The sequence below is a fragment of the Streptomyces thermoviolaceus genome, assembly GCF_045209695.1.
GTDB classification, from domain to species: domain Bacteria; phylum Actinomycetota; class Actinomycetes; order Streptomycetales; family Streptomycetaceae; genus Streptomyces; species Streptomyces thermoviolaceus.
In genome coordinates this window covers 4,818,568-4,844,502 of the sequence record NZ_CP109280.1, presented here as the reverse complement: position 1 = coordinate 4,844,502, position 25,935 = coordinate 4,818,568, and the positions used below count along the sequence as shown (strand labels likewise).

At 72.5% G+C, this 25,935-nt stretch carries 25 protein-coding genes; 12 read left to right on the top strand and 13 right to left on the bottom strand.

Going from position 1 to position 25,935, the window contains the following annotated elements:
- Positions 1-86: 86 nt before the first annotated feature.
- Positions 87-2,615 carry an FHA domain-containing protein gene (locus OG899_RS21105; RefSeq protein ID WP_125499082.1) on the bottom strand — a complete coding sequence of 843 codons (2,529 nt, stop codon included), beginning with the start codon at positions 2,613-2,615 and terminating at the stop codon, positions 87-89.
- 307 nt (positions 2,616-2,922) lie between these two features.
- Here OG899_RS21105 and serB point away from each other — a divergent pair, with 307 nt between their 5' ends.
- Positions 2,923-4,131, top strand: a complete 1,209-nt coding sequence (serB, locus tag OG899_RS21100; RefSeq protein ID WP_125499081.1) for a phosphoserine phosphatase SerB — start codon at positions 2,923-2,925, stop codon at positions 4,129-4,131.
- Between the two features lie 63 nt (positions 4,132-4,194).
- Here serB and OG899_RS21095 read toward each other — a convergent pair whose 3' ends face one another.
- The 4 genes from OG899_RS21095 to OG899_RS21080 form a co-directional block, all read right to left on the bottom strand.
- Entirely contained in the window at positions 4,195-4,713 is a 519-nt protein-coding gene (locus tag OG899_RS21095; protein WP_125499080.1) for a histidine phosphatase family protein, read from the bottom strand.
- 124 nt (positions 4,714-4,837) lie between these two features.
- Positions 4,838-5,038: a hypothetical protein gene (locus tag OG899_RS21090; protein ID WP_125499079.1), complete on the bottom strand. Its 201-nt coding sequence runs from the start codon at positions 5,036-5,038 to the stop codon at positions 4,838-4,840.
- Positions 5,039-5,240: 202 nt separating this feature from the next.
- The gene (locus OG899_RS21085) at positions 5,241-5,360 is read right to left on the bottom strand and encodes an SGM_5486 family transporter-associated protein (RefSeq protein ID WP_251506293.1); all 120 of its coding nucleotides are present in this window, start codon (positions 5,358-5,360) and stop codon (positions 5,241-5,243) included.
- 47 nt (positions 5,361-5,407) lie between these two features.
- Complete coding sequence (locus OG899_RS21080) at positions 5,408-6,748, bottom strand: CynX/NimT family MFS transporter (protein ID WP_373296099.1); 1,341 nt, start codon at positions 6,746-6,748, stop codon at positions 5,408-5,410.
- Between the two features lie 82 nt (positions 6,749-6,830).
- Here OG899_RS21080 and OG899_RS21075 point away from each other — a divergent pair, with 82 nt between their 5' ends.
- Positions 6,831-7,529: a FadR/GntR family transcriptional regulator gene (locus OG899_RS21075; RefSeq protein ID WP_125499077.1), complete on the top strand. Its 699-nt coding sequence runs from the start codon at positions 6,831-6,833 to the stop codon at positions 7,527-7,529.
- A gap of 97 nt (positions 7,530-7,626) precedes the next feature.
- Here OG899_RS21075 and fabI read toward each other — a convergent pair whose 3' ends face one another.
- Both fabI and fabG read right to left on the bottom strand, forming a co-directional pair.
- Complete coding sequence (fabI, locus tag OG899_RS21070; protein ID WP_125499076.1) at positions 7,627-8,394, bottom strand: enoyl-ACP reductase FabI; 768 nt, start codon at positions 8,392-8,394, stop codon at positions 7,627-7,629.
- A gap of 5 nt (positions 8,395-8,399) precedes the next feature.
- Positions 8,400-9,104, bottom strand: coding sequence for a 3-oxoacyl-[acyl-carrier-protein] reductase (gene fabG / locus OG899_RS21065; protein ID WP_125499075.1), 705 nt, complete (start codon positions 9,102-9,104; stop codon positions 8,400-8,402).
- A gap of 245 nt (positions 9,105-9,349) precedes the next feature.
- Between fabG and OG899_RS21060 the strand changes: the two genes are divergently transcribed.
- From OG899_RS21060 to tyrS, 3 genes are all read left to right on the top strand, one after another.
- Complete coding sequence (locus tag OG899_RS21060) at positions 9,350-10,873, top strand: TldD/PmbA family protein (protein WP_189428356.1); 1,524 nt, start codon at positions 9,350-9,352, stop codon at positions 10,871-10,873.
- Positions 10,870-12,264 carry a metallopeptidase TldD-related protein gene (locus tag OG899_RS21055; protein WP_125499073.1) on the top strand — a complete coding sequence of 465 codons (1,395 nt, stop codon included), beginning with the start codon at positions 10,870-10,872 and terminating at the stop codon, positions 12,262-12,264. Before OG899_RS21060 ends, OG899_RS21055 begins: the two co-directional genes overlap by 4 nt.
- 87 nt (positions 12,265-12,351) lie before the next feature.
- Positions 12,352-13,620, top strand: coding sequence for a tyrosine--tRNA ligase (tyrS, locus tag OG899_RS21050; RefSeq protein ID WP_125499072.1), 1,269 nt, complete (start codon positions 12,352-12,354; stop codon positions 13,618-13,620).
- Positions 13,621-13,743: 123 nt separating this feature from the next.
- Here tyrS and OG899_RS21045 read toward each other — a convergent pair whose 3' ends face one another.
- Positions 13,744-14,031, bottom strand: a complete 288-nt coding sequence (locus OG899_RS21045; RefSeq protein WP_125499071.1) for a GlsB/YeaQ/YmgE family stress response membrane protein — start codon at positions 14,029-14,031, stop codon at positions 13,744-13,746.
- 300 nt (positions 14,032-14,331) lie between these two features.
- Here OG899_RS21045 and OG899_RS21040 point away from each other — a divergent pair, with 300 nt between their 5' ends.
- Complete coding sequence (locus OG899_RS21040) at positions 14,332-14,805, top strand: DUF3099 domain-containing protein (RefSeq protein ID WP_168131308.1); 474 nt, start codon at positions 14,332-14,334, stop codon at positions 14,803-14,805.
- Between the two features lie 213 nt (positions 14,806-15,018).
- Entirely contained in the window at positions 15,019-15,237 is a 219-nt protein-coding gene (locus OG899_RS21035; RefSeq protein WP_125499069.1) for a hypothetical protein, read from the top strand.
- A 29-nt stretch (positions 15,238-15,266) separates the two neighbouring features.
- On the opposite strand, the gene moaA is transcribed toward OG899_RS21035, so the two are convergent.
- The 3 genes from moaA to OG899_RS21020 form a co-directional block, all read right to left on the bottom strand.
- Positions 15,267-16,256 (bottom strand): GTP 3',8-cyclase MoaA, encoded by a 990-nt coding sequence (moaA, locus tag OG899_RS21030; RefSeq protein ID WP_125499068.1) that lies wholly within the window; start codon positions 16,254-16,256, stop codon positions 15,267-15,269.
- Between the two features lie 162 nt (positions 16,257-16,418).
- The gene (locus OG899_RS21025) at positions 16,419-18,038 is read right to left on the bottom strand and encodes a cation acetate symporter (protein ID WP_189428355.1); all 1,620 of its coding nucleotides are present in this window, start codon (positions 18,036-18,038) and stop codon (positions 16,419-16,421) included.
- Complete coding sequence (locus tag OG899_RS21020; protein ID WP_125499066.1) at positions 18,035-18,391, bottom strand: DUF485 domain-containing protein; 357 nt, start codon at positions 18,389-18,391, stop codon at positions 18,035-18,037. Before OG899_RS21020 ends, OG899_RS21025 begins: the two co-directional genes overlap by 4 nt.
- A gap of 387 nt (positions 18,392-18,778) precedes the next feature.
- Between OG899_RS21020 and OG899_RS21015 the strand changes: the two genes are divergently transcribed.
- Both OG899_RS21015 and OG899_RS21010 read left to right on the top strand, forming a co-directional pair.
- A complete protein-coding gene (locus OG899_RS21015) occupies positions 18,779-20,314 on the top strand; it encodes a S8 family serine peptidase (protein ID WP_125499065.1) in 1,536 nt (511 codons plus the stop codon).
- Positions 20,315-20,522: 208 nt separating this feature from the next.
- Positions 20,523-21,527, top strand: a complete 1,005-nt coding sequence (locus OG899_RS21010; protein WP_168131310.1) for a CopD family protein — start codon at positions 20,523-20,525, stop codon at positions 21,525-21,527.
- A 61-nt stretch (positions 21,528-21,588) separates the two neighbouring features.
- On the opposite strand, the gene OG899_RS21005 is transcribed toward OG899_RS21010, so the two are convergent.
- The gene (locus OG899_RS21005; protein ID WP_125499063.1) at positions 21,589-22,632 is read right to left on the bottom strand and encodes a zinc-dependent alcohol dehydrogenase family protein; all 1,044 of its coding nucleotides are present in this window, start codon (positions 22,630-22,632) and stop codon (positions 21,589-21,591) included.
- A gap of 164 nt (positions 22,633-22,796) precedes the next feature.
- Positions 22,797-23,549: a VIT family protein gene (locus OG899_RS21000; protein ID WP_229814325.1), complete on the bottom strand. Its 753-nt coding sequence runs from the start codon at positions 23,547-23,549 to the stop codon at positions 22,797-22,799.
- A gap of 177 nt (positions 23,550-23,726) precedes the next feature.
- On the opposite strand from OG899_RS21000, the gene OG899_RS20995 reads away from it, so the two are divergent.
- The 3 genes from OG899_RS20995 (at position 23,727) to OG899_RS20985 (ending at position 25,930) form a co-directional block, all read left to right on the top strand.
- Entirely contained in the window at positions 23,727-24,713 is a 987-nt protein-coding gene (locus tag OG899_RS20995; RefSeq protein ID WP_125499061.1) for a DEDDh family exonuclease, read from the top strand.
- Positions 24,714-24,819: 106 nt separating this feature from the next.
- On the top strand, positions 24,820-25,053 hold the full coding sequence (locus OG899_RS20990; protein ID WP_125499060.1) for a hypothetical protein: 234 nt from the start codon (positions 24,820-24,822) through the stop codon (positions 25,051-25,053).
- A 49-nt stretch (positions 25,054-25,102) separates the two neighbouring features.
- Positions 25,103-25,930 (top strand): SURF1 family protein, encoded by an 828-nt coding sequence (locus tag OG899_RS20985; RefSeq protein ID WP_125499059.1) that lies wholly within the window; start codon positions 25,103-25,105, stop codon positions 25,928-25,930.
- The last annotated feature ends 5 nt before the right edge of the window (positions 25,931-25,935 follow it).

The window sequence follows — 25,935 nt, the reverse complement described above, 5'->3', positions numbered from 1 at the left end:
CGGGGCCTCTGACCATCGCGACGCACAAGGGCGGCACCCCCGCGCGGGGGTGCCGCCCTTCACCGTCCGTGTGTGCGGAACGAGCGCTACTTGCGCATGACTTCGGGCTCGTGCCGGCGCAGGAACCGCGCCACCAGGAAGCCGCACACCACGCCCAGGGCGATCAGCGCTGCCATGTCGATGCCCCAGGCCGACGCCGCGTGGTCCCACACCGGGTCGGTGTCGGTGGGGTCGTCGGCGTTCGGCGCGATGTTGTTGAAGTCCAGCGTGGTGCCCGCGGCGGCCACCGCCCAGCGCGACGGCATCAGGTAGGAGAACTCGTTGACGCCGGGCGTGCCGTGCAGCGTGAACAGGCAGCCGGTGAACACCACCTGGATGATCGCGAACATCACCAGCAGCGGCATGGTCTTCTCGGCGGTCTTCACCAGCGAGGAGATGACCAGGCCGACCATCATCGAGGTGAAGCCCAGCGCCATGATCGGCAGGCACAGCTCCAAGAGGGTGGCACCGCCCAGGATCAGGCCCTGGTCGGGGATCTCACGGCTGGAGAAGCCGATCAGACCGACCAGCAGTCCCTGCAGCACCGTGATCACGCCGAGCACGACGACCTTGGACATCAGGTAGGCCGAGCGGGACAGGCCGGTGGCGCGTTCCCGCTCGTAGATGACCCGCTCCTTGATCAGCTCGCGGACGGAGTTCGCCGCGCCCGCGAAACACGCGCCGACCGCGAGGATCAGCAGCACCGTGGTGGCCGTGCCGTTCGGCGCGTGCACGCCGGTCTGCGGGTTGACGGGGTTGACCAGCAGCCCCTTGTCGTGGTTGATGAGCAGGCTGACCGAGCCGAGCACCGCCGGCAGGATCACCGTCAGGGCCAGGAAGCCCTTGTCGGAGGCGATCACCGCCATGTAACGGCGGATCAGCGTGAGCAGCTGCGCGCCCCAGCTCTGCGGTTTGGGCGGCTTGACGGCCTGCGGCGCGGGGGCGGCCGCGGCCTGCGGGGCGGCGGAGTCGACGTCCGCGGCGTACAGCTGGTAGTGCTGCGAGCCCTTCCACCGGCCCGCCCAGTCGTAGTCGCGGTAGTTCTCGAAGGCGGAGAAGACGTCGGCCCAGCTGTCGTAGCCGAAGAAGTTCAGTGCCTCCTCGGGCGGGCCGAAGTAGGCGACCGAACCGCCCGGCGCCATCACCAGCAGCTTGTCGCACAGCGCCAGTTCGGCCACGGAGTGCGTGACGACGAGGACGGTGCGGCCGTCGTCGGCCAGGCCGCGCAGCAGCTGCATGACGTCACGGTCCATGCCCGGGTCGAGGCCGGACGTCGGCTCGTCCAGGAAGATCAGCGACGGCTTGGTCAGCAGCTCCAGCGCCACGGACACACGCTTGCGCTGGCCGCCGGAGAGCGAGGTGACCTTCTTGTCCTTGTGGACGTCCAGCTTCAGCTCGCGCAGCACCTCGTCGATGCGGGCCTCGCGCTCGGCGGCCGTGGTGTCCGCCGGGAAACGCAGCTTGGCCGCGTACGTCAGGGCCCGTTTGACGCTCAGTTCCTTGTGCAGGATGTCGTCCTGCGGCACCAGGCCGATACGGCGCCGGAGTTCGGCGAACTGCTTGTACAGATTCCGGTTGTCGTAGAGGACTTCGCCCTGGTCGGCCGGGCGGTAGCCGGTGAGCGCCTTGAGCAGGGTGGACTTGCCGGAACCCGACGGGCCGATGACCGCGACCAGCGACTTCTCCGGGACGCCGAAGGAGACGTCCTTGAGGATCTGCTTGCCGCCGTCGACGGTGACCGTCAGATGACGGGCGGAGAAGGACACCTCACCGGTGTCGACGAACTCCTCCAGCCGGTCGCCGACGATCCGGAACGTCGAGTGGCCGACGCCGACGATGTCGGCCGGACCGAGCGTCGCGGAGCCGCCCTTGGGGATCGGCTGGCCGTTGACGTAGGTGCCGTTGTGGCTGCCGAGGTCGCGGATCTCGAACCGGCCGTCGGGCGTGGCGTGGAACTCCGCGTGGTGGCGGGAGACCTGCAGGTCGGACACCACCAGGTCGTTCTCCAGGGCGCGGCCGATGCGCATCACGCGGCCGAGCGAGAACTGGTGGAACGTCGTCGGGCTGCGGTCGCCGTGGGCCGGCGGCGCGTCCGCGCCGGCGGCGGAGGGCTGCTGGGCCGGGACCGACGGCGTCTGCTGCGCACCCGGCCAGGGCTGCTGCGGTGCGGCGGCCTGCTGCGCCGCGGGTGCCGGTGCCTGGCCGACCGGAGCACCGGGTGCCGCCTCGGCCTGCGCCGCGTAGGCCTGCTGCGGGCGCTCCGGCACGGCGGCGACGGCGGCCTGGGCGGCCGACAGGGTCAGCAGCGGCCCGTCGGTGGGGTTGCCGAGACGGAGGGTCGTGCCCGGACCGATCTCGATCTGGTGGACCCTCTGCTCCTGCACATACGTTCCGTTGGTGCTGCCGTGGTCCTCGATCACCCAGCTGCGGCCGTTGAAGGCGACCGTCGCGTGCCGCCAGGAGACCCTGGCGTCGTCGAAGACGATGTCTCCCTGGGGATCGCGGCCCAGGGTGTAGGACGTGGACGGATCGAGCGTCCAGGTCCGTCCGTTTGCTTCCAGTACGAGTTCAGGCACTCCATGCCCCACTGAGTTGTCCCCCGAATTGCCCCCGTCGCGGGGAGTCTAGGGATGTCGAACATCGCAAGGAACTATTTCAGGCCGGGCCCACGGGCCGAAAGTCAGGTCTTGTCATGAGTCCGTAACGCGTGCGTCCGCCGTCGGTGACGGCAGCGGCCGGACCCGGCCCGGAGGCGGCCGCGGCAGCCGGTGCACCGGGTACGGCCGGCCCGGTCGCGGCCGGCGAGCGGCACCTGCCGCCGGCTGTCCGCCAGGCGGACCTGAGCGGCGCGGGGCACCGAGTGCCGGATACCGTGGAAGCACCATGAGCGCTTCGCAGAGTTCCGACGATCCGACCCTTCTCGTCAAGATCTTCGGGAAGGACAGGCCGGGCATCACCGCCGGCCTCTTCGACACCCTGGCGGCCTACGGCGTCGACGTGGTCGACATCGAGCAGGTCGTCACCCGGGGCCGGATGGTGCTGTGCGCGCTCGTCACCCAGCCGTCCGCCGGTCTGGAGGGCGATCTCCGGGCGACGGTGCACAGCTGGGCCGAGTCGATGAAGATGCAGGCGGAGATCATCTCCGGGCACGGCGACAACCGGCCGCGCGGCCTGGGGCGCTCGGTGGTGACGGTTCTCGGGCATCCGCTCACCGCCAAGGCCACCGCGCGGATCACCGCGCGGATCACCAGGGCGGGCGGCAACATCGACCGCATCTTCCGGCTGGCGAAGTACCCGGTGACCGCGGTCGAGTTCGCGGTGTCCGGAGTGGAGACGGAATCGCTGCGCACCGCGCTGGTCCCTCATGCGGCGGCACTGGGTGTCGACATAGCGGTGGTCGCGGCGGGCCTGCACCGGCGGGCGCAGCGGCTGGTGGTCATGGACGTGGACTCCACGCTCATCCAGGACGAGGTGATCGAGCTGTTCGCCGCGCACGCCGGCTGCGAGGCCGAGGTCGCCGAGGTGACGGCGGCCGCGATGCGCGGGGAGCTGGACTTCGAGCAGTCCCTGCACGCGCGGGTGGCCCTGCTGAAGGGGCTGGACGTGTCGGTGGTGGACAAGGTGCGCAGCGAGGTGCGGCTGACGCCGGGTGCGCGCACCCTGATCCGTACCCTGAAGCGGCTCGGCTACCAGGTGGGGGTGGTCTCCGGTGGCTTCACCCAGGTCACGGACGATCTGAAGGAACGGCTCGGCCTGGACTTCGCGCACGCCAACACGCTGGAGATCGCCGACGGGAAGCTGACGGGCCGGGTCGTCGGCGAGGTCGTCGACCGGGCGGGCAAGGCGCGGCTGTTGCGCCGGTTCGCCGCCGAGGCGGGGGTGCCGCTGGCGCAGACGGTGGCGATCGGCGACGGCGCCAACGACCTGGACATGCTGAACGCGGCGGGCCTCGGGGTCGCCTTCAACGCCAAGCCGGTGGTCCGCGAGGCCGCGCACACGGCGGTGAACGTGCCCTTCCTGGACACGGTGCTCTATCTGCTCGGGGTGACCCGCGAGGAGGTCGAGGCGGCGGACGCGCACGAGGAGCGCTGAGGCCCCACGGCCGCCCGCCGGCCCTGCGGCGCCCGGGGTGTCCCGCAAGTCACCGTCCGAGGGTCACCGGGAGGGCGCCCAGTAGTCGGTCAGGGTCCCCACGCCCGGCTCCAGGCTCTTCCAGGAGCCGTCGAAGGAGACGACGGCGAACGCGGCGGTCGGGAATCCCCGGCGGCTCATCCGCTCACGGGCGTCGCCGTCGGCGGAGCCGCACAGCACCTCGGCCAGCCCCTGCACTCCCGGGTTGTGGCCGATCAGCACGATGTTGCGGACGTCGTCCGGTGTCTCGTTGAGCAGGGCGATCAGCTCACCGGGCGAGGCTTCGTAGATCCGCTCCTCGTAGACGGTCCTGGGCCGCTGCGGCAGTTCGTGGACCGCGAGCTTCCAGGTCTCCCGGGTGCGGGTCGCGGTCGAGCACAGAGCGAGATCGAAGGGGATGCCGGTGTCGGCCAGCTTCCGCCCGGCCAGCGGTGCGTCCATGCGGCCTCGCTCGGCGAGCGGTCGCTCGTGATCGGCCACTTGGGGCCAGTCTGCCTTCGCATGCCGGAAAAGGACGATCCTGCGGGATTCTGCGACGCTCATGGCTCCCAGCTTCGCATGAAACGGGCCACGGGGCGCAGGGAGTTGGCTCACCGGCCCGGGCCGCTGCCCGGCCTGGTCCGTCGCCCTGCCCGCTCAGCTCCCGAGCATCCGGACGGGGTCCGGCTCACCGCCCGAGCAGGGTCTGTATGTGCCGCAGCAGCTGGGCGAGGGCGGGGTCGCCGGTGTGCGTGCCGGACGGGTTGACGACCAGGGCGAGCAGGACGGCGAAGCCGAGGGCCGGCAGCACCAGCGCCCACCACGGCAGCCTGCTGTCGACGCCGCCCGGGGTCGCCGATCGGGGCCGGGTGTGCGGATGGGCCGACATGCTGTCCTCCGTCGTCTGCGCGTCCGGGTCGTGTCCGACCCGGGGCCGCGGTGTGCGGCCCTGTCATGACGGTAGGCATCCGACGGGCACCGGCCCATCCGGTGATCCACCCACTTGACCCTGAGCCTCGCCCCCTAGGGGACAGGGGGGACAGCCCCACTCCGGGGCCGCAAGCCCCCACTTCGGGGGCCGCCGGGACGGGTCAGGGGGCCACGATCATCGCGATGACGGCGATGACCAGGAAGACGGCGAAGAAGGCACCGAAGACGTAGAGCATCTTCTTCTGCCCGTTCTGCGGGTTGGGGTCGAGCACAGGCTGCATGGGCCCCAGTGTCGCACCTCGCCCTCACCGCGGTGCCGCCGGGGCGGTCAGCGTGCCGCGGCCTCCTCCTCCACGGTGCGGTCGCGTCCGGCCAGCCAGCCGACCGCCATCTGCGGGATCATCAGCGCCACCATCAGCGCGATCGGCGCACCCCAGCCGCCGGTGCCCTGGTAGAGCACGCCGACGAGCAGCGGACCGGGGATGGAGATCAGATAGCCGACGCTCTGTGCGAACGCCGACAGCTGGGCGACGCCCGCGCCGCTGCGGGCGCGCATGCCGACCATGGTCAGCGCCAGCGGGAAGGCGCAGTTGGAGACGCCGAGGAGCAGCGCCCAGGCCCAGGCGCCGCCGACCGGCGCGAGGTACAGGCCGGCGTATCCGGCCAGGCCGCAGGCGCCGAGCACCAGTACGACGGGACCCTGGTGGGGCAGCCGGGTGGCCACCCGGGGGATGACGAAGGCGAGCGGCACGCCCATCACCATGATGACGGCGAGGAGCAGTCCGGCGGTGCCGGCGGACACCCCGGCGTCCCGGTAGATCTGTGCCATCCAGCCCATGGTGATGTAGGCGGCGGTGGCCTGCAGACCGAAGAACACGCCCAGTGCCCAGGCGGTGCGGCTGCGGGTGATCCGCAGGGCGGGGGCCTGCGCGGCGGACCCGGTCGCGGCGGGAGCGGACGCCTCGGATGCGGGCGGCGGGGCACCGGGCGCGGCACCCCGCTCGCGTATGAGGGGCAGCCACGGCACCACGGCCGCCACGGCGAGCAGCGCCCACGAGGCCAGGCCGGACTGCCAGTTCCCGCCGAGGGCGTCGGTCACCGGCACGGTGACGGCGGCGGCGAGGGAGGTGCCCAGGGCGAGGGCCATGGAGTACAGGCCGGTCATGGAGCCGACCCGGTCGGGGAACCAGCGCTTGACGATGACCGGCATCAGCACGTTGCTGACGGCGATGCCCGCGAGGGCGAGCGCGCTGGCGGCGAGGAAGCCGGCCGTGTTCCCGGCGTAGGGGCGGACGAGGAGTCCGGCGGCGATGGCCGCCATGCCCGCGCACACCACCGCGGAGGGGCCGAAGCGGCGGGCCAGCCGGGGTGCCATGACGCCGAAGACGGCGAAGCACAGCGGGGGCACGGAGGTGAGCAGGCCGGCCACGCTGCCGCTCATGCCGAGGCCGTCGCGGACCTCTTCCAGCAGCGCGCCGAGGCTGGTGATGGCGGGCCGCAGGTTCAGGGCGGCCAGCACGATGCCGAGCGTCACCAGGCGGACCGCCCACGTGCGGGGGGCAGCCGTCCGGGTGGTGCCGGCGGCTGCCGTGGGCCCGGTGGCGGCGGTCGCGGCCGGGTCCGCGGGCTCGGTCGGTGGCGTCGTCGTCCGGGTCGGTTCCTCACGCATGGGCACCATCATAGAATCATAGGATGATTAACCGTCCATGGTCCGGGACACGGTCCCGGGGCCCCGCACGCAAAGGTGTGTCATGCCCCTGAGCCATCCACGCCGCTCGGCGCTGTCCGAGCAGGTCATCGCCGCCCTGCGGAACCAGATCACCTCCGGCGAGTGGCCGGTCGGCTCCCGCATCCCGACGGAGCCCGAGCTGGTGGAGCAGCTGGGCGTCGCCCGCAACACCGTCCGGGAGGCCGTGCGGGCCCTGGCCCACAACGGGCTGCTGGACATCCGCCAGGGCTCGGGCACCTACGTGGTGGCGACCAGCGAGCTGGCCGGCGTGATGCACCGGCGGTTCGCCGACGCGGACCCGCGGCACATCGCCGAGCTGCGCTCCACGCTGGAGACGGCGGCGGCCCGCCTGGCGGCCCAGCGCCACACCGAGAAGGACGTCAAGCAGCTCGACGCGCTGCTGCGGCAGCGCGAGGAGGCGTGGGCGAGCGGTGACGCGGAGGCGTTCGTGGCCGCGGACGCCACCTTCCACCTGGCGGTGGTGGCCGCCTCCCACAACGACGTGCTGACCACGGTGTACGCGGACCTGAGCGAGGTGATGCGGGACTGCCTGCGCGCGGACGTGGGCGCGGACCTCACCCCGGAGGGCTACCTGGACCATGGGAGGCTGCTCGACGCCATCCGGGCCGGCGACGCCGCCAGAGCCGCCGCGGAGGCCGCGAGCTATCTGTCCCCGTGCCGCCCCGGCCGGCCCGCGTCCGCACCGCAGGACCGCGGCTGACCGCACCGCCGGCTCGGAGGACGCTCCGGACGACGGCGAAGGGCCCGCATCCGTGCAGGATGCGGGCCCTTGGCGCGGGTACCGGGTGCGGCGGTGGTCAGGCGCCGATGGCGTGCAGACCGCCGTCCACGTGGATGATCTCGCCGGTGGTCTTCGGGAACCAGTCGCTCAGCAGCGCGACGACGCCGCGGCCGGCCGGCTCGGGGTCCTTCAGGTCCCACTCCAGCGGGGCCCGGGTGTCCCACACGGAGGCCAGCTCGCTGAAGCCGGGGATGGACTTCGCGGCCATGGAGCCGAGCGGGCCCGCGGAGATCAGGTTGCAGCGGATGTTCTGCTTGCCCAGGTCACGGGCGATGTAGCGGCTGGTGGCCTCCAGCGCGGCCTTGGCCGGGCCCATCCAGTCGTACTGCGGCCAGGCGAACTGCGCGTCGAAGGTGAGGCCGACCACCGAGCCGCCGTTCTGCATCAGCGGCAGGCAGGCCATGGTCAGCGACTTCAGCGAGAACGCCGAGACGTGCATGGCCGTGGCCACCGACTCGAACGGCGTGTTCAGGAAGTTGCCGCCGAGTGCGTCCTGCGGCGCGAAGCCGATGGAGTGCACGACGCCGTCCAGGCCGCCCAGCTCCTCGCCGACGAGGTCGGCCAGCCGGTTCAGGTGCTCGTCGTTGGTGACGTCCAGCTCGATGACCTTGGCGGGCTTCGGCAGCTTCTTGGCGATGCGCTCGGTCAGCGTGGGCCGCGGGTACGCGGTCAGGATGACCTCGGCGCCCTGCTCCTGGGCGAGCCGCGCGGCGTGGAAGGCGATGGAGGCCTCGGTCAGCACGCCCGTGATCAGGACGCGCTTGCCCTCGAGAATTCCGCTCATGGTGATCAGTGACCCATTCCCAGTCCGCCGTCAACGGGGATGACGGCTCCAGTGATGTACGAGGCGTCGTCCGAGGCCAGCCACCGCACCGTGGCGGCGATCTCCTCCGGCTTGGCGTACCGGCCGAGCGGCACCTGCGACAGGATGTTCTCGCGCTGCTCGTCGCTGAGCGCCCGCGTCATGTCCGTGTCGACGAAACCGGGCGCGACGACGTTGAACGTGATGTTGCGCGAGCCCAGCTCACGGGCGAGGGAACGCGCGAACCCGACCAGGCCGGCCTTGGAGGCCGCGTAGTTGGCCTGTCCCGCCGAGCCGAGCAGCCCGACGACGGAGGAGATCAGGACGACGCGGCCCTTGCGGGCCCGCAGCATGCCGCGGTTGGCACGCTTGACCACGCGGAACGTGCCGACGAGGTTGGTCTCCAGGACCGAGACGAAGTCCTCCTCGGACATGCGCATCAGCAGCTGGTCCCGGTTGACGCCCGCATTGGCGACCAGGACCTCCACAGGGCCGTGCTGGGCCTCGATCTCCTTGTAGGCCTGCTCCACCTGCTCGGGGTCGGTGATGTCGCACCGGACGGCGAGGAAACCCTCCGGCGGCTCCCCCGACCGATACGTGATCGCGACCTTGTCGCCGGCGTCGGCGAACGCGCGGGCGATGGCGAGGCCGATGCCTCGGTTGCCTCCGGTGACGAGAACCGAGCGGCTCAACGGATCACCCCTTCTCAGCGGTCTTCAGCGTTGCGACAGCGCACCCGAGCACCTCGATGACAGGCGGCGTCAACCGAAAACCTATCGGTCGGCGCAGGTCGCCGGGGAATCGGGCACCGACAGCGACGAACGTGCCGCGCTGTCGAGTCCCTACAGAAAACCGCGACCCGGCGTGCAAAGGCATGGTTCGCACCGCACCCGCCCGCCATGATCGGTCGGACAGGTGACGACAGCAGGGAGGCGCGGTGCCCCATACCATCGACGAGGCTTTCACGGCCCTTCCCCTCCGTCCCCTGGCGGACGCCGCGCTGGCACGCGCGCGGGCGCTGGGGGCCGAGCACGCGGACTTCCGGCTGGAGCGGGTGCGCAGCGCCTCCTGGCGGCTGCGGGACGCCCGCCCGGCCGGGTCGTCGGACACCACCGACCTCGGCTACGCGGTGCGGGTCGTGCACGACGGCGCCTGGGGGTTCGCCTCCGGCGTGGACCTGACCCTGGCCGGCGCGGCGAAGGTGGCCTCCCAGGCGGTGGCCATGGCGAAGCTGTCCGCGCAGGTCGGCCGGGCGGCCGGGGCCGGCGACCGGGTGGAGCTGGCCGACGAGCCGGTGCACGCCGACCGGACGTGGATCTCGTCCTACGAGATCGACCCCTTCACGGTGCCCGACGCGGAGAAGACGGCGCTGCTCGCCGAGTGGAGCCGGCGGCTGCTCGCGGCCGACGGCGTCGACCACGTGGACGCCTCGCTCCTCGCCGTGCACGAGAACAAGTTCTACACCGACCTCGCGGGCACCGTGACCACGCAGCAGCGGGTGCGGCTGCATCCGCAGCTGACCGCGGTGTCCGTGGACGCCGCCACCGGCGAGTTCGACTCGCTGCGCACCCTGGCCCCGCCCACCGGACGCGGCTGGGAGTACCTGACCGGCACCGGCTGGGACTGGGACGCCGAGCTGGAGCAGCTGCCGGAGCTGCTCGCCGAGAAGATGCGCGCGCCCGGCGTGGAGCCGGGCAGGTACGACCTGGTGATCGACCCGTCCAATCTGTGGCTGACCATCCACGAGTCCGTCGGTCACGCCACCGAGCTGGACCGGGCACTCGGCTACGAGGCCGCCTACGCCGGCACCACCTTCGCCACCTTCGACCGGCTGGGCTCGCTGCGCTACGGCTCGGAGCTGATGAACGTCACCGGCGACCGCACCGCCGAGCACGGCCTGGCCACCGTCGGCTACGACGACGAGGGCGTCGAGGCGCAGTCCTGGGACCTGGTGCGCGACGGTGTCCTGGTCGGCTACCAGCTGGACCGGCGGATCGCGCGGCTGGCCGGCTTCGAGCGGTCCAACGGCTGCGCCTTCGCCGACTCCCCCGCGCATGTGCCGGTGCAGCGCATGGCGAACGTGTCGCTGCGGCCGGACCCGTCGGGGCCGTCCACCGAGGAGCTGATCGCGGGCGTCGACCGGGGGATCTATGTCGTCGGCGACCGGTCCTGGTCCATCGACATGCAGCGGTACAACTTCCAGTTCACCGGGCAGCGCTTCTACCGCATCGAGGGCGGGCGGCTGGCCGGGCAGCTGCGGGACGTCGCCTACCAGGCGACCACGACCGACTTCTGGGGCTCCATGGCGGCGGTCGGCGGCCCGCAGACATACGTCCTCGGGGGCGCGTTCAACTGCGGCAAGGCCCAGCCGGGCCAGGTCGCGGCCGTCTCGCACGGATGCCCCTCGGCCCTCTTCACGGGCGTCACCGTCTTGAACACCACCCAGGAGGCCGGCCGATGAGCCCGCGTACCAGCACACCGCACGAGGTCGTCGAACGCGTCCTGGAGCTGTCCCGGGCCGACGGATGCGTCGTGATCGCCGAGGAGCACTCCTCCGCCAATCTGCGCTGGGCGCGCAACGCGCTCACCACCAACGGTGTCACGCGCGGGCGCACGCTCACCGTGATCGCGACCGTGGACGGCGCGGAGGGCACCGCGGCGGGCGTGGTGTCGCGGTCGGCGGTGACCGAGGAGGACCTGGAGCCGCTGGTGCGGGCCGCCGAGGCCGCCGCGCGCGGGGCCGGGCCCGCGGAGGACGCCCAGCCGCTGGTCACGGGGGTGCCGCAGTCGCCCGGTTTCACCGAGCCGCCGGCCGAGACGTCCTCCGCCGTCTTCGCGGACTTCGCGCCCGCCCTCGGCGAGTCCTTCGCCCGGGCCCGGTCCGGGGGACGCGAGCTGTACGGCTTCGCCCGGCACGAGATGGTCTCCACCTACCTCGGCACCTCCACGGGGCTGCGGCTGCGGCACGACCAGCCCACCGGCACCCTCGAGCTGAACGCGAAGTCCCCCGACGGCACCCGCTCGGCCTGGGCGGGGCGCAGCACACGGGACTTCACGGACGTCGACCCGCTGGCGGTGGACGAGGAGCTGGCGGCGCGGCTGGGCTGGGCGAAGCGGCGGGTGGAGCTGCCCGCAGGCCGCTACGAGACGCTGCTGCCGCCGACCGCCGTCGCGGACCTGCTGATCTACCAGCTGTGGTCGTCCTCGGGCCGGGACGCGGCCGAGGGCCGGACGGTGTTCTCCCGGCCGGGCGGCGGGACCCGGGTGGGCGACCGGCTGGCGCGGCTGCCGCTGACGCTGCGCAGCGATCCCGGTGAGCCGGGCCTGGAGTGCGCGCCGTTCGTCGTCGCCCACTCCTCCGGCGGTGACCTGTCGGTGTTCGACAACGGGCTGCCCGCGCACCCCACCGAGTGGATCGGTGAGGGCGTGCTGCGGCATCTGACGACCACCCGGCACAGCGCCCGGCTGACCGGGCTGCCGGTCGCGCCGGCGCTCGACAATCTGATCCTCACCGGCGGCGAGGACCGCTCCCTTCAGGAGATGGTGGCCGGCACCGAGCGCGGGCTGCTGCTGACCTGCCTGTGGTACATCCGCGAGGTGGACCCGGCGACCCTGCTGCTCACCGGGCTCACCCGGGACGGGGTGTACCTGGTGGAGAACGGCGAGGTGACGGCCGAGGTGAACAACTTCCGGTTCAACGAGTCGCCGGTGGACCTGCTGGGCCGGGCCACCGAGGCGGGCCGCACCGAGCGGACGCTGCCGCGGGAGTGGAGCGACTGGTTCACGCGGGCCGCGATGCCCGCGCTGCGGGTGCCCGACTTCAACATGAGTTCGGTCAGCCGGGGCGTATAACCTCGTAGGCGTTCGTGGACGGGGGCGGCCGGCGGGTGTCCGGCCGCCGCCCGGCCGTTCGAAGATCACCGAGGAGACACGAGAACCGTGACGGACATCGTCGACGAGCTGAAGTGGCGGGGGCTGTTCGCCCTGTCCACTGACGAGGACGCTTTGCGCAAGGCGCTCGCGGACGGTCCCGTCACGTTCTATTGCGGTTTCGACCCGACCGCCCCGTCGCTGCACGTCGGGCATCTGGTGCAGGTGCTCACCGTGCGCCGGCTCCAGCAGGCCGGGCACCGGCCGCTGGCCCTGGTCGGCGGCGCCACCGGCCTGATCGGCGACCCGCGGCCGACCGCGGAGCGCACGCTGAACGACCCGGAGACGGTGGCCGGCTGGGTGGAGAAGCTGCGCCGGCAGATCGAACCGTTCCTCTCCTTCGAGGGCGAGAACGCGGCCGTGCTGGTCAACAACCTGGACTGGACGGCGAACCTGTCCGCGATCGAGTTCCTGCGGGACATCGGCAAGCACTTCCGCGTCAACAAGATGCTCACCAAGGACTCGGTGGCCCGCCGCCTGGAGTCCGACCAGGGCATCAGCTACACCGAGTTCAGCTACCAGATCCTGCAGGGCATGGACTTCCTGCAGCTGTACCGGCGCTACGGCTGCACCCTCCAGCAGGGCGGCAGCGACCAGTGGGGCAACCTCACCGCGGGCCTGGACCTGATCCACAAGCTGGAGCCGGACGCCCAGGTGCACGCGCTGGCGACGCCGCTGATGACCAAGGCGGACGGCACCAAGTTCGGCAAGACCGAGGGCGGCGCCGTCTGGCTGGACCCGGAGATGACGACGCCGTACGCGTTCTACCAGTTCTGGCTGAACGTGGACGACCGGGACGTCTGCCGCTACCTGCGCATGCTGTCCTTCCGGTCCCGTGAGGAACTGGAGGAGCTGGAGCGGCAGACCCAGGAGCGGCCGCAGGCGCGGGCCGCGCAGCGGGCGCTGGCGGAGGAGCTGACGACGCTGGTGCACGGCGCCGATCAGACCGCCGCGGTGATCGCCGCGTCCAAGGCGCTGTTCGGTCAGGGTGAGCTGGCCGGGCTGGACGAGCGGACGCTGGCCGCGGCGCTGTCCGAGGTGCCGCACGTGACGGTGTCCGAGCCGGCTCCGGTGGTGGACCTGCTGGCCCAGGTGGGCCTGGCGCCCAGCAAGTCGGCCGCGCGCCGCACCGTCAAGGAGGGCGGCGCCTACGTGAACAACGTCAAGGTCACCGCCGAGGACGCGGTGCCCGCCCGGGAGGATCTGCTGCACGGCCGCTGGCTGGTGCTGCGCCGCGGCAAGAGGAACCTGGCCGCGGTGGAGATCACGGGCGCCTGAGCAGGGCGCGCCACGGCGTCACGAAGGCGGCTCCTTCCGGTGTCCGGCGGGAGCCGCCTTCGGCGTACGGGGCACAGGTGCGGCGGGCGGATGTCTGCGCGCGCCCGCGCCGGGGCACCGGGCTCAGGCCCTCTCGCGGCGCCGCCTGCGGTTGCCCCACAGGGCGAGGTAGAGCATGTCGCCGATGGCGACGATGATGATCGCGGCCACGAGCTGGAAGATGTGCCGGGTCCAGTCGATGCCGGGGGTCTCCTCCACGCCGGCCGCCCGGGCGACGGCGTTGCCGGCGATGGCACCGAGCAGACCGAAGAGGGTGGTCAGCCAGAGCGGGCTGTGCTGCTTGCCCGGGATGACGGCCTTGGCGATGAGGCCGAGGATCAAACCTACGATGATCGCCCACACCCAGCCCATGGCTGCCTCCTCGTCCGGATCGACGCGAGCATCACGCTCAGTGTCGGCCGGACGGTCCCGCACCGCATGTCGAGCGCGTCCGCGTGGGGGCGTGCCCGGGCGTGGGGGCGTGCCCGAGGCTCGACGAGCGCCGTGCCGTGCCGCCGGGCCGCGCGAGTGGTTTCCGCAGGCGAGGAGCGCCCCGGCCTCGTGGCCGGCCAGGGGGCGGCGTACGGTGGTGGTGTGTGGGCCGGTGTGCCGACGGTGGTGCCGGAGGCGGGCCCGGAGAAGTTGTCCGGTGCGGGCGGATGGTGAATGGTGATGCGGACGCGGCACGGCCGTGGCAACGTCCCGGTCTACCGGATCACGGGAGCCCGGACGGGCCTGCAGGAGGACGTACGGGGCCGCCAGCGCCGGTACGTGATCTCGATGTCGGTCCGTACGGTGTCGGTGCTGCTGGCGGTCGGGCTGTGGAACGTCCAGCGTGTCGTGGCCATCGCCGCCTTCGTGATCGGCATGGTGATGCCCTACATCGCGGTGGTGATCGCCAACGCCGGCCGGGAGAACGCGCCGAAGCTGCCGTCGACGTTCGTCTCGATGCCGCCCAAGCCGATGCTGACCGGGCCGCGCACCCCGGACGAGGGCCCGGGCACCGAGGAAGGCACCGCGGACGGCCCGCGGGAGCACACGGATCGAACCGGCCGCGGTGCGGCAGCTGGTGCGCGCCGGGACGGGCGGGACGATCCCGCCGCGCACACCGCGAGCGGGGCGCGCGAGCCCGGCGAAAGAGCGTGAGCGGTGCCCGGGCGCCCGTCCTGACCTGCACCGGCGTGGCACGTCGGGCACCGGCGCACCCGGATCGTGGTGTTCCGGGCTCCGGTGCGAGCGTGTCGTGACATACTGCGTAAGCGCTCCGCATCCCCCGTCGGAGCGACAGGACCGACGCCGGGCAGCTCCCCCCGTGGCTGCTCGGCGTCGCCTTGTGTGCCGTGGCTGTGAGACGAACCTGTGAGTGACGAGACCCCGATCTGTTCCGCCAAGGGCTGCCGTGCCGCCGCCGTGTGGGTGCTGGCCTGGAACAATCCGAAGATCCACACCCCCGAGCGCCGCAAGACGTGGCTGGCCTGCGAGGAGCACCGGGACCATCTGTCGCAGTTCCTCGGCGTGCGCGGATTCCTGAAGGACGTGGTGCTGCTCGGTGAGTGGGAGGCACGCGAGGGCGCCTGAGCGCCCGTGGCCGCGCACCGCCCGGCCGCTCAGCCTCCGATCGCCGACATGGGGCGGTCCGGCTGGACGAACGACGGGTCGTCCAGGCCCGCCCCGGCCTTCTTGCCCCACATCGCCAGCCGCCAGATGCGGGCGATCTCCTCGTCGGGTGCGCCGGAGCGCAGCGCACCGCGCAGGTCGGTCTCCTCGGTGGCGAACAGGCAGGTGCGGATCTGCCCGTCGGCGGTGAGCCGGGTGCGGTCGCAGGCCGCGCAGAACGGCCGGGTGACGGAGGCGATCACCCCGACGCGGTACGGGCCGCCGTCGACGATCCACCGCTCGGCCGGGGCCGAGCCGCGTTCCCCGGCGCCCTCCGGGGTCAGCTCGAACCGGGTGCGCAGCGAGGCGAGGATGTCGCCCGCCGTCACCATGCCCTCCCGCTTCCAGCCGTGCTGGGCGTCCAGCGGCATCTGCTCGATGAAGCGCAGCTCGTAGTCGTGCTCCATCGCCCAGGCCAGCAGGTCGGGAGCCTCGTCGTCGTTCAGCCCGGGCATCAGCACGGTGTTGACCTTGACCGGGGTCAGTCCGGCCTCCCGGGCGGCCCGCAGACCGTCGAGGACGTCCCGGTGCCGGTCGCGGCGGGTCATGGCCTTGAACACCTCGGGGCGGAGCGTGTCCAGGGAGACGTTCACCCGGTCCAGGCCGGCCGCCTTCAGGGCGTGCGCGGTGCGCCCCAGACCGATGCCGTTGGTGGTCAGGGACAACTGGGGGCGCGGGTCGAGGGCCGCCACGCGCTCGACGATGCCGGTGAGTCCGGGACGCAGCAGGGGCTCGCCGCCGGTGAAGCGGACCTCGGTGATGCCCAGGGTGGTGACCGCGATGCGGATGAGGCGGACGATCTCGTCGTCCGTGAGCAGGTCGGGTTTGGCCAGCCACTGCAGGCCCTCCTCGGGCATGCAGTACGTGCAGCGCAGATTGCACCGGTCGGTGAGCGAGACCCGCAGGTCGGTGGCCACCCGGCCGAAGGTGTCGCTGAGCACGTGGCCCCCTCCCGCGTAGGTCACTGAGGTTCCCTCACCAGTGAGCCTACGCGAGAGCAGCGCCGGTGACACCGACTCGGTCGCGGGACGGAGCCCCGGGGTGCGGGCGTGGGGCCGACCCGCACCCCGGGGCGTTGCGGACCTGCGGGGGCGGGGCGCCGTTCAGTGGGCGCCGGTGCCGGTCAGTGAGCGCACCTCCAGTTCCGCGTAGGCGCCGGTGTCCGGCTTCTCCTTGGACAGCAGGGTGCCGACGACGCCGAGCAGGAAGCCGACCGGGATGGAGATCAGCCCGGGGTTCTCCAGCGGGAACCAGTCGAAGTCGGCGTCCGGGAACATCGAGGTGGGCTTGCCGGAGACCACCGGCGAGAACAGCACCAGGCCGACCGCGCAGACCAGGCCGCCGTAGATCGACCACAGGGCGCCGGTGGTGGTGAACCGCTTCCAGAACAGGCTGTAGAGGATGGTGGGCAGATTGGCGGAGGCGGCCACCGCGAAGGCGAGGGCGACGAGACCGGCGACGTTCAGGTCGCGGGCCAGGGCGCCCAGCACGATGGAGACCGCGCCGATGCCGACGGTCGCCCAGCGAGCCGCGCGGACCTCCTGCTTCTCGGTGGCGGTGCCCTTCTTGATGACGTTGGCGTAGATGTCGTGGGCGAAGGACGACGACGAGGCCAGGGTGAGGCCGGCGACCACGGCCAGGATGGTGGCGAAGGCGACCGCGGAGATGGTGGCCAGCAGCACCGCGCCCCAGGTGGAGTCCACCCCGCCCAGGTGCAGGGCGAGCAGCGGTGCCGCGGTGTTGCCCGCCTTGTTGGAGGAGGTGATCTCGTCGGGTGTGATCAGCGCGGCGGCGCCGAAGCCGAGGGCCAACGTCATCAGGTAGAACACGCCGATCAGGCCGATGGCCCAGATGACCGACGTACGGGCCGCCTTGGCCGTCGGCACCGTGTAGAAGCGGATCAGGATGTGCGGCAGTCCGGCGGTGCCGAGCACCAGGGCGATGCCGAGCGAGAGGAAGTCCAGCTTGCTGGTTCCGGTGACGCCGTACTTCAGGCCGGGTTCCAGGAAGGCCGCGCCCTTGCCGCTGTTGTCGGCGGCCCTGCCGAGCAGGTCGGAGACGTTGAAGTCGAACTTCAGCAGCACCAGGAAGGTCAGCAGCAGCGCGCCGGCCATCAGCAGCACCGCCTTGACCATCTGCACCCAGGTGGTGCCCTTCATGCCGCCGATGGTGACGTAGACGATCATCAGGACGCCGACCAGGGCGACGATGCCGATCTTGCCGCCGTCGCTGGTGATGCCGAGCAGCAGCGAGACCAGCACGCCCGCGCCCGCCATCTGCGCCAGCAGATAGAAGATCGACACGACGATGGTGGAGACGCCGGCGGCGGTGCGCACCGGGCGCTGGCGCATGCGGTACGCCAGGACGTCGCCCATGGTGTAGCGGCCGGAGTTGCGCAGCGGTTCGGCGACCAGCAGCAGCGCGACCAGCCAGGCGACGAGGAAGCCGATGGAGTACAGGAAGCCGTCGTAGCCGAACAGGGCGATGGCGCCGGCGATGCCGAGGAAGGACGCGGCGGACATGTAGTCGCCGGAGACCGCCAGGCCGTTCTGGAAGCCGCTGAACTGGCGTCCGCCGGCGTAGAAGTCGGCGGCGTCGCGGGTCTGCCGGCCCGCCCAGACGGTGATGACGAGCGTGACGACGACGAAGAGTGCGAACAGGCTGACGATCAGGGTGCGGTGCTCGCTCGCCTCGCCGGCGGCCAGGGTGAGTGCCGGGCTCATGCGTCGCCCTCCATCCGGGCCTTGATGGCCTTCGCCGCGGGGTCGAGCGTGGCCGCCGCGTGCCGTGCGTACCACCAGGCGATGAGGAACGTGGTCAGGAACTGGGCGAGGCCCAGCACCAGGGCGACGTTGACGTTGCCGAACAGCCGGGTGCCCATGAAGCCGCCGGCGTAGTTGGACAGCAGCACGTACAGCAGGTACCAGGCGACGAAGGCGACGGTCAGCGGAAAGGCGAACGAACGGTAGGAGCGGCGCAGTCGGACGAACTCCTCGCTGTCCTGAACCCGGACGAACTCCTCGCGGGAGGGGAGCGGGACCTGGGTCTTCGAGGGTGGCGGTGTCTCGGTGGCCACGTCTTTACTCCTCGTGGTGCGGGTCGGGTGCGGACCGGGACGCGCGCACGTCCGCGTCGTCGGACCGGCTCGGATGCGGCAGGGGGCTCGACGGCGGCCGGTCCCCCTGTCCAACGTCCACGGCGCCGCTCGGGAACGGGTTCATCTCCGGCCGGATCTCTCGCGGGTGACGCGCACAGTGACGACCGACTCATTGCTGGCCGACGGGGCCCCGGGATAGCTTCGGCGCAGCACGACCGTCATGTACTGATCAATCGACACACGGGGCATCTCACTCGGGCAGGCCGTGCGCCCGCGCGAGGCGGGGCCTGTGCGGTCGCCGGCTCCGGCCGGACACCGGCGCGCCCCGGTCTGCCGCCACTGCGAACCCACGGGAGACACACACCGATGACAGCGTCTCAGCCGCGCCTGCGCCGCGCGCTCGCCCTTCCGCTCGGTATGGCCATGGCCACCGCGGTGGCCTTCCTGCCGGACGCCACGGCATCGGCCGCCCCGGCGGTCACCACCACCGCCGCCGCCCCGGCCTCGGACGCGGACACGCTCAGCTACGTCGTCAACGTCCGCCCGGGACACGGGCTCACGGCGCAGGTGCGCACGGCGATAGCGAAGGCCGGCGGCACCGTGGTGACGTCGTACGACCGCATAGGCGTCATCGTCGTCCACTCCGCGAACCCGGACTTCGCCACAGCGCTGAGGAAGGTGCGCGGAGTCGACTCGGCGGGCGCGACCCGCACCGCTCCGCTGCCCGCCCAGTCGACCACCGACACCGCCGTCCCGCAGCCGCTGACCGCGGCTCAGCTGGCGCAGGCTCAGCGCGAGGCGGCCGACGGACAGGACCCGCTCGAGCCGCTGCAGTGGGACCTGCCCGCCATCAAGGCGGACCAGGCGCACCGCACGACGCTCGGCAGCCCCGAGGTGACCGTCGGCGTCATCGACACCGGCGTCGACGACACGCACCCCGACATCGCCCCGAACTTCGACCGCCGGGCGTCCGTCAACTGCGTGTCGGGCAAGCCGGACCGCACCGACGGCGCCTGGCGGCCCGGCGCCTCGGAGAGCCCGCACGGCACGCACGTCGCCGGTGAGATAGCGGGCGCGAAGAACGGCGTGGGCGTCACCGGCGTCGCGCCGGGTGTGAAGGTGGCCGGCATCAAGGTCTCCACCCCGGAGGGCTTCTTCTACACCGAGGCCGTGGTGTGCGGCCTGATGTGGGCGGCCGACCACGGCATCGACGTGACCAACAACAGCTATTACACCGACCCCTGGTACTTCAACTGCGTGACCGACCCGGACCAGAAGGCGCTCGTGGAGGCCGTCCGGCGGGCCGCGCAGTACGCGGAGAAGAGGGGCACCGTCAACGTCGCCGCGGCCGGCAACGAGAACTACGACCTCGCCTCCCGCACCCTCACCGACCCCTCCTCCCCGAACGACTCCACCCCCGGTGACCGGGTGGTCGACACCCGCTCCTGCTTCGACATCCCGACCCAGCTGCCCGGCGTGGTCACAGTGGCCGCGACCGGCGCCAAGGGCATCAAGTCGTCCTACTCCAACTACGGCCGGTCGGTGATCGACATCGCCGCGCCCGGCGGCGACTCCACGGCCTACCAGACGCCGCCGGCCCCGGCGACCAGCGGTTCGATCCTCGGCCCGCTGCCGGGCGGCACCTGGGGGTACATGTCCGGCACCTCGATGGCCACCCCGCACGTCGCCGGCGTCGCCGCGCTGATCAAGTCGACGCACCCGCACGCCTCGGCCGCCCAGGTCAAGGCGCTGCTGTACGCCGAGGCGACCCGCACCCCGTGCACCGACCCGTACGACATCGACGGCGACGGCAAGATCGACGCGGTGTGCGAGGGCCCGACGAACCGCAACGGCTTCTACGGCCGGGGCATCGTGGACGCCCTGGCGGCGGTGACCAAGTAGACCGGGTGGCCCGCGAGGGCGCGCCCGGTGCGCGCCCTCCCGCCCGGCCCGCCGAGGGGCCGGCGGTGCGCCGGGACGACGGGCGGTGGCCCCGGCGTAAGTCTCACCGGGGTGCACGGGCGCACCGGACGGCGCACGACGGAATGTCCGTCTCTCACTTCCCTGGGCGCTCTTGCCTGCCTTCGTCCGCTCTGGCGAAGATCCTGGGATGACGCTGTTACGTCAGGTCGCTCGGGGGACCGGTGCCCGCGACACGGGCCGGCGTGCCGCGACGGTACGGGCCGCGGTGGCCCTCGGGCTGGTGATGCTGGCCGCGCTGATCCCGCTGCTCGGACCGTCCGGCGCACTGCACGGCACGGGGGAGGCGGCCGCCCCGGGCGTCCGCTGGACCGGTCTGCTGCGGACGGTGCTGTTCGCGGCGGTCTGCGTGCCGGTGGGCGAGGCGTTCGTGAACCGGCTGGCCGCCCGTCTGCCCGGCGCCCCGGTGCCGCCGCCGCGCAGCTGGTCCGGGTACGCGGCCGCCGCCGGCTGGCTGGCCTCCGCCGGGCTCGCCGCGGTCGTGGCCACCGGCAATCTGCTTCCGCACGGACTGGGCCAGATCGACGTGGGCGGCCTGTACCGGACCCGGGACGGCGTGCTGGCACTGCTGGAGGTCAACGGCTTCCTGGCCGCGGGGCTGTGCGTGTTCGCCCGCCGTCCGTCGGCGCAGGTGTGGCCGCTGTCGGTGGTGATCCTGGCGGAGGCCCTGCGCGCCCACCCGGTGACCGAGGACAGCCCGCTCGTCGGGTCCGTCCTGACCCTGGTGCACCTGACCTGTGCGGCGCTGTGGGCGGGCGGTCTGCTGCACGTGCTGCGCACCCTGCGGGTGCGGCGGGGGCGCGAGGGCGCCGCCCTGCTGGGCCGGTTCTCCCGTGCGGCGGCGCTGCTGCTCGCCGCGATCACCGCCACGGGCATGTGCAGCACGTTGCGCCGGATGCCGGCGGACACGGTGCTCGACCAGCTGACCACGACCGCCTACGGCCGTGCCCTGCTGGCCAAGGTGATCCTCGTGGCAGGGGTGGGCGCGCTCGCCGCATGGGCCCGGCTGCGGCTGCGCCGGGCCGCCGACCCGCTGAGCGCCCTGGTACCGGCGCGCACGGAGGTCGCCCTGCTGGGCCTGGTGATCGCGGCGTCCGGGCTGCTGACGGCGCTGCCGCTGCCGATCCGCTGGTGATCCGGGCCGCCGAGGACCGGTACGGACCGGCAGGGCGTGACCGTCCGGTCGGGCCGGCCGGTCAGTTCGTGACGAGCACCTTGAGCGCCACGCGCTCGTCCATGGCCTTGTAGCCGTCGGGCACGCCCTCCAGATCCACCGTCATGTCGAACACCGGCGAGGGGTCGATGGTGCCGTCGAGGACGTCCGGCAGCAGCTCGGGGATGTAGGCCCGGACCGGGGCGACGCCGCCGCGTAGGGCGATGTTCCGGTTGAACATGACGCCGAGGTCCAGGCCGGTCTGGCTGCCGTGCGGCACGCCGACGAAGCCGATGGCGCCTCCGTCGCGGGTGAGGTGGACGGCGGTGTGCATGGACTGCTCCGTGCCGACCGCCTCGATCACGCTGTGGGCGCCCTGGCCGCGGGTGAGTTCGCGCACCGCTTCCACGGCGGCGTCGCCGCGCTCGGGCACGATGTCGGTGGCGCCGAAGCGGCGGGCGATGTCGGTGCGGGCCTGGTGTCGGCCGAGGGTGATGATCCGCTCGGCGCCCAGCCGCTTGGCGGCGAGCACCGCGCACAGCCCGACGGCGCCGTCCCCGACGACCGCGACCGTGGCGCCGGGCCGCACGCCCGCGCCGAGGGCGGCGTGGTGGCCGGTGCCGAGGACGTCGGACAGGGTCAGCAGCGCGGCCAGCAGCCGGTCGTCGCCGACGGCGTCCTTGGGCAGCTTGACCAGGGTGCCGTCGGCGTGGGGCACCCGGACCGCCTCGCCCTGGCCGCCGTCGTGGCCCGGGCTGCCCCAGAAGCCGCCGTGCTCGCAGGAGGTGGTCAGGCCCTCGCGGCAGTAGTCGCACACGCCGTCGGACCACATGAACGGCGCCACCACGAGGTCGCCGGTGCCGACGCCGGTCACCTCGCTGCCGGTCTGTTCGACCACGCCCAGGAACTCGTGCCCGATGCGCTGCCCGGGCTGCCGTTCCGCCTGCCCGCGGTAGGCCCACAGGTCGCTGCCGCAGATGCAGGCGCGCAGCACCCGCACCACCGCGTCGGTTGGCTGCTGCACCGAGGGGTCGGGGACGTCCTCCACCCTCATGTCGTACGGAGCGTGGATGGTGGTGGCGCGCATGACGTGGTTCCTTGTCGGCTGTGGATGAGGCGTTCGTCGGTCCGCCGCGGGGACCGCGCACCGGTCGGCGACCGGACCCCTTCACGGTACGCCGCCGCCTGCGCGTTTGGCGCGTCGAGGCCCCTGTGACCAGGTGAAACCGCTGCGGGACGGGGTCCGGCGGCTCAGAGCACGGAGGCGCCGAGCAGGCTTCCCACGCCGTAGGTGACGGCCATGGCGAGCGCCCCGCCGGCGACGTTGCGCACCACCGCACGGCCCGGCCGGGCCGCTCCCAGCCGGGCGCTGCTGTAGCCGGTGAGGACGAGCGCGGCGAGCACGGAGACGACGGTGACCGTCAGCCGCAGGGGTGCCGGCGGCAGCACGATGGCCAGCAGCGGCAGCAGCGCGCCGACCGTGAACGCCAGGAAGCTCGCCCAGGCGGCGTGCCAGGGGTTGGTCAGCTCGTCGGGGTCGATGCCGAGTTCCACGCGGGCGTGGGCCCTGAGCGCGTCGCGCTCGGTCAGCTGCTGGGCGGCCTCCCGGGCCACCTCGCGGGACAGGCCGCGGTCCTGGAGCATCGTGGTCAGCTCCTCCAGCTCGGCCTCGGGCCGCTCGCGCAGCCACCGCTTCTCCACGTCCAGCGCCGCCTCCTCCGAGTCCCGCTGGGTCGACACCGAGACGTACTCCCCCGCCGCCATCGACATCGAGCCGGCCAGCAGACCGGCCAGTCCGGCGGTGAGCAGCGCCGTGCGGGAGTTGGTCGCACCGGCCACGCCGACGACGAGACCGGCGGTGGAGACGATGCCGTCGTTGGCGCCGAGGACGGCGGCCCGCAGCCAGTTGAGCCGGGATCCGAGGGCTCCGCCGTACGTGTCGTCGGAGGCGGGGTGCGGCTCGTCGGACGCGGATCGCGACTCGTCGGGTGTCGGTTGGATCACAGCAGGGAGCATCGCACGCGCACCCCGCCGAAGGGGCCGTGCGACGCGGGGTCCGGCCGAAGTCCCGGGCAGGACACGGCCGGTGGGGTGCGTCCGGCCGGGCGGGCGGGGCACGGGCCGACACACCGCGGCCCCGGCGGGCCGGGCTGTCGGCGGCGGCCCTTATCCTCAGTGACCATGCTCGAAGACCGCACGCTCGCAGGCTCCGCGCCCGCACCATGGCCGGCCGCGTATCCCCCGGGATACGCGGTCGTTGACGTGGAGACCACCGGCCTGGCCCGCGACGACCGCATCATCTCCGCGGCGGTCTACCGGCTGGACGCGCGCGGCGAGATCGAGGACCACTGGTACACGCTGGTCAACCCCGAACGCGACCCGGGCCCGGTGTGGATCCACGGGCTGACCAGTGAAGTCCTCGAGGGCGCACCGGTCTTCGCGGACATCGCCGACGAGTTCGCCGCCCGGCTCGAGGGGCGGGTGCTCGTGGCGCACAACGCGGTGTTCGACTGGCAGATGATCGCGCGGGAGTACGCCCGCGCGCGGCGCGAGGCACCGGTGCGCCGGCGGCTGTGCACCATCGCGCTGTCCAAGGCCTTGGAACTGCCGCTGCCCAATCACAAGCTGGAGTCGCTGGCGGCGCACTTCGGTGTGGTGCAGCAGCACGCGCACCACGCCCTGGACGACGCGCGGGTGCTGGCGGAGGCGTTCCGGCCGAGCCTGAGAGCGGCGGCGGAGCGCGGCATCCGGCTGCCGCTGCTGGAGTGCCGGCCGCTGACGGAGTGGTCGGACCGGCCCGTGCCCCGCCAGCAGGCGGGAGGATACGGCGGTCACCGGCGCAGCAGCTGGCGTCCGTCCCGCAAGCGCCCGGCCTGCCCCTACCCCAACCCGGGCCGCTACGAGGAGGGCAAACGCCTCAAGCAGGGCATGCGGGTGGCGTTCTCCGGCGACACCTCCGTGGACCGGGAGCTGCTGGAGGACCGGGCGACCGAGGCCGGGCTGCATGTGGCCACCAGCCTGTCGCGGCTGACCAGCCTGCTGGTGACCAACGATCCGGACTCGGGCACCACCAAGGTGCTGAAGGCCCGTCAGTACGGCACGCCGATGGTGGACGAGGCGGCGTTCGGTCAGCTGCTGCAGGACGTGGAGCCGGCCGACGGCGCGTGAGGGCGCGGCCGGGCAGGGCGGCCGCCGACGGGCGTCCGGGTGATTGCCGTGCGACGCGCCCGGCGCCCGCTCGCCGAGCCGTCGGCGGCGGCCGACGCTGGGGCGCATGGCGAGATGCGAAGTATGCGGCAATGAGTACGGTATGACCTTCGAGATCCACGCCCAGGGCGCGGTGCACGTCTTCGACTGCTTCGCCTGTGCGATCCACCGCATGGCGCCGATCTGCGAGCACTGTCGTGTGCAGATCATCGGGCAGGGCGTGGAGGCGGACGGCCACTGGTACTGCGGCGCCCACTGCGCCCGCGCGGAGGGCAGGGCCGGAATCGTCGACCGTGTCTGAGGGACACCCCTGGCGAGAACACCCCGTGGGGGTTCGGTACCGTCGTGGGGTGTACCGCTTCCTGTTGACCCGCCAGTGGGTGATCATCACCGTCGTCGCGATCGCGCTGATCCCGACGATGATCTGGCTGGGCTTCTGGCAGTTGCACCGGCACGACCACCGGCAGGCGCTGAACAAGCTGATCAGCACCTCGCTCGCGGCGGAGCCGGTGCCCGTGGAGACGCTCACCTCGGTCGGCGGTTCGGTCGCACACGAGCATCTGTACCGGCGGGTGACCGCGCACGGTCACTTCGACACGGCTCATGAGCTGGTGGTGCGCCGGCGCACCAACGCCGACGACCGGGTCGGCTACCACGTCCTGACCCCGTTCGTGCTGGACGACGGCAGGATGCTGCTGGTCAACCGGGGGTGGATCCCCTCCCCCACCTCGCAGACCGCCTTCCCGGACATCCCCGCCCCGGCCGAGGGCGAGATCACGGTCACCGGCCGGCTGATGCCGGACGAGACGACGGCCGAGAGCGGCATCAAGGACGTCAAGGGCCTGCCGGACCGGCAGATCATGCTGATCGACAGCAAGAAGGTCGGCGCCCTGCTGCGGGACTCGGGCGACACCGCGGCACAGAACGTGCTCGGCGGCTACATCGAGCTGATCTCCCCCGCACCCGCGAACGGCAGCCCTCAGCTGCTGCCCTCCCCCAAGGGGGACAGCAGCTGGATCGGCGTGGACGACATCAACCTGCCGTACGCCATCCAGTGGTGGCTGTTCGCGGCCTGCGTCCCGGTCGGCTGGCTGATCCTGGCCCGCCGCGAGGTGCGCGACCGCAGGGCGGCGGAGCAGACGACGGCCGGCAAGGAGAACGAACCCGCCGCGGTGTAGCCTCC